The 2,833-nt window shown below is 57.4% G+C and carries 4 protein-coding genes; all 4 read left to right on the top strand.

Going from position 1 to position 2,833, the window contains the following annotated elements:
• Positions 1 to 182 (top strand): hypothetical protein (locus CW742_RS09875; RefSeq protein ID WP_292419820.1); only part of this gene is annotated, 182 nt, incomplete at its 5' end.
• Between the two features lie 452 nt (positions 183 to 634).
• Positions 635 to 1,513, top strand: coding sequence for a thiamine pyrophosphate-dependent enzyme (locus CW742_RS09870; protein WP_292419821.1), 879 nt, complete (start codon positions 635 to 637; stop codon positions 1,511 to 1,513).
• A complete protein-coding gene (locus CW742_RS09865; protein WP_292419816.1) occupies positions 1,510 to 2,622 on the top strand; it encodes a transketolase C-terminal domain-containing protein in 1,113 nt (370 codons plus the stop codon). Before CW742_RS09870 ends, CW742_RS09865 begins: the two co-directional genes overlap by 4 nt.
• A partial coding sequence (locus tag CW742_RS09860; protein ID WP_292419813.1) for a 2-oxoacid:acceptor oxidoreductase family protein occupies positions 2,615 to 2,833 on the top strand: 219 nt, incomplete at its 3' end. The genes CW742_RS09865 and CW742_RS09860, both read left to right, overlap by 8 nt.

The following is a 2,833-nucleotide window of genomic DNA, read 5'->3' as shown; positions in this document are numbered from 1 at the left end:
ATGCCACGTTCTCCGGGTTTATGGGTACCCTCCGCGATGCAGGGCTCGTTTTGGAAGATTACGCTCCTGACAGCCGGAAAGAGAAGAGCTACCGGATTACGGAAGCCGGGGAGACGGCCTTCCGGTTCTTTTCCGATCCTGCCACCGGTTCACTGGTCAGGAGCATGCTGGAGAGTTCCTGATCAGACACCCGGGATCATTTTCCCGTGCATTTCTGGTGCACATTTTCCCTGCATAATTTTCATTTTTCCGGAATTTTTTTTGGTCAGACCCCGCCGGAAAATTTTCAATCGCGATCACGGGGTGTTAGTTGGTGAGGCTACAATCGGATAATTATCCTACAATCTGTATGAACATGCTACAAAATTCTTGGTTCTCCGACATGAGGGGCCGGAACATGCAGGCACGGGTCGATTGAAAATTTCCGGGCGCGAAAATGATCGCGATTGAAAATTTTTTTACGCACGAGCGATCGCAGTTTTTTTTGTGCGAGCCGGATCCGGATTTTCATGCACGATTCTCAGCTCAATTATGATACTTTTTTCACCAGTCCTGATGATAATTAATGATAGATCTACGACCGCTTCCCGCGCTCGGGCGATCCATTCACAACCACCTGCAGGAGTTGGATACCATCGCAGAAATACCCAAAGAAGAATACATCCTGAAGTGCACATCAGCCTGTGCCGGGTGCAGCGACTCGCTCTCCCTCCGGTACGTGCTCAAGGCAGCAGGGCCGGACACGGTCCTCGTTGTGCCGGCATGCTGCACGAGCGTCATCCAGGGCATCTACCCCAACACGGCCTTCAACATCCCCGTCTATAACATCGCGTTCGGCGCTGCTGCTGCCTGCGCCTCGGGCATGAGCAACGCGTTCAGGGCAGTCGGGAAAAAGACCAACGTGATCGTCTATGCCGGTGACGGCGGGACGCTCGATATCGGTATCCAGGCAATGTCCGGAGCCTTCGAGCGGGGCACGGACTTCCTCTACATCTGTTACGACAACGAGGCATACGGCAACACCGGCATGCAGCGTTCGAGCGGCACGCCCCTTGGGGCACGGACTACCACGACCCCTACTGGGAAGACCGATGCCAAGAAGGATATCGATGCCATCGCCGCCGCGCATGACCTGCCCTACCAGGCAACGGCCTGCGCAGCCTACCCGCAGGATTTGTTCAAGAAAGTCCAGAAAGCCCTTGCAGTCCGGGGACCGTCATTCATCCATGTCCTTGCCCCCTGCCCGCCCGGCTGGCGCTACTCCACGGAGAAGAGCGTGGAGATGGGCAAGCTTGCGGTAAAGTCCGGCATGTGGGTGCTGTACGAGCGCGAGTACGGGAAACTCACCATCGGCGCACAGTCGAAGGTTGCCATGAAAAAGCCGATACCACTCGAGGATTACCTCAAACCGCAGGGCCGGTTCAAGGGGATTGATCCCAAGACCGTCGAGATCGTAAAACAGCGCATTGCAAAGAACTTTGCAAAGCTGGCGGCAGAGGAGGCGGCGCCATGAAGAAGATCGCCACCGGTAACAAGGCAGTTGCAGAGGCGGTAAAGCAGGCCGCACCGACGGTTGTTGCTGCCTACCCAATCACACCACAGACCGAGGTCGTTGAGCAGGTTGCCGAGTTTGTCTCCAGCGGCGAGCTGAAGAGCCGCTACATTGCTGTAGAGAGCGAACACTCGGCAATGGCTGCCTGTATCGGAGCGAGCATCACGGGGATCCGCACCTTTACTGCAACGAGTTCCCATGGTCTCCTCTACATGCACGAGATGACCAACTGGGCCGCAGGTGCACGACTCCCCATTGTCATGGCAAACATCAACCGCTCGCTCGGCCCCGGCTGGAATATCTGGGCAGAGCATACCGATGCCCTGCAGGAACGGGACACCGGCTGGTTGCAGGTCTATGTCAGCACCGTGCAGGAAGCCTACGATGCAACACTCATGGCATTCCGGATCGCGGAGCACAACGATGTCCTCCTTCCTGTCATGGTGAACCTCGACGGGTTCCTCCTCTCCCACATCATGCAGCCGCTGGACACAGTCGAACCCGGGGATTTCATTCCCCCCATCCACCTCCCGCATGCAATCACTGTGGAGAACCCGGCGGGATATGGCTGCCTCACCGGTCCTGACCAGCAGTTCCGGTTCCGGTGGGACATCGAACGGTCGATCCGGGACTCGGTGAAGGTAATCGAAGATACCGAGAAAGAGTTTGCCCGGCGGTTTGGCCGTAAGTACGGGTTCACGGAAGACTACCAGTGCACAGATGCAGAGGTCGTGATCGTGGCTATGGGCACCCTCGGGAAGGAAGCGGAAGTCGCTGTTGACCTCCTCAGGAAAGAAGGTATTAAAGCAGGATCTATGCGCCTGCGCTGGCTGCGCCCGTTCCCGAAACTGAACCTGAAAGGCAGGCAGGTCGTTGTCATCGACCGCGACTACTCGTTCGGGCGCGGGGGGATCCTCGCAACCGAGATCATGGCACAGATAAAAGAACCGGTCTTCAGCGTGATTGCCGGTATCGGCGGACAGGAAGTCACCTATGAGGACATTGCCGGGTTTGTCAGGCAGCGGCGGACAGGCGAAGAGTTCTGGTTCGGGGTGAACGGCAATGTTTGAGATCCGCATCCATTCACGGGGCGGGCAGGGCGGCGTCACAGCAGCCCGGCTCCTTGCCCTTGCCGCCATCCATGATGGCAAGTACGCAACGGCAGCGCCGTTCTACGGGGCCGAACGCCGGGGGGCGCCGATCGTCTCGTTTGTCCGGATCGATGACAAGCCAATCCGGATCTACAGCCAGATCAAAAAGCCGGACATGGTGATCGTGCTC

The sequence above is a fragment of the Methanoregula sp. genome (assembly GCF_002835825.1).
GTDB lineage: Archaea > Halobacteriota > Methanomicrobia > Methanomicrobiales > Methanospirillaceae > Methanoregula.
This window is presented reverse-complemented; position numbering and strand designations above follow the sequence as displayed.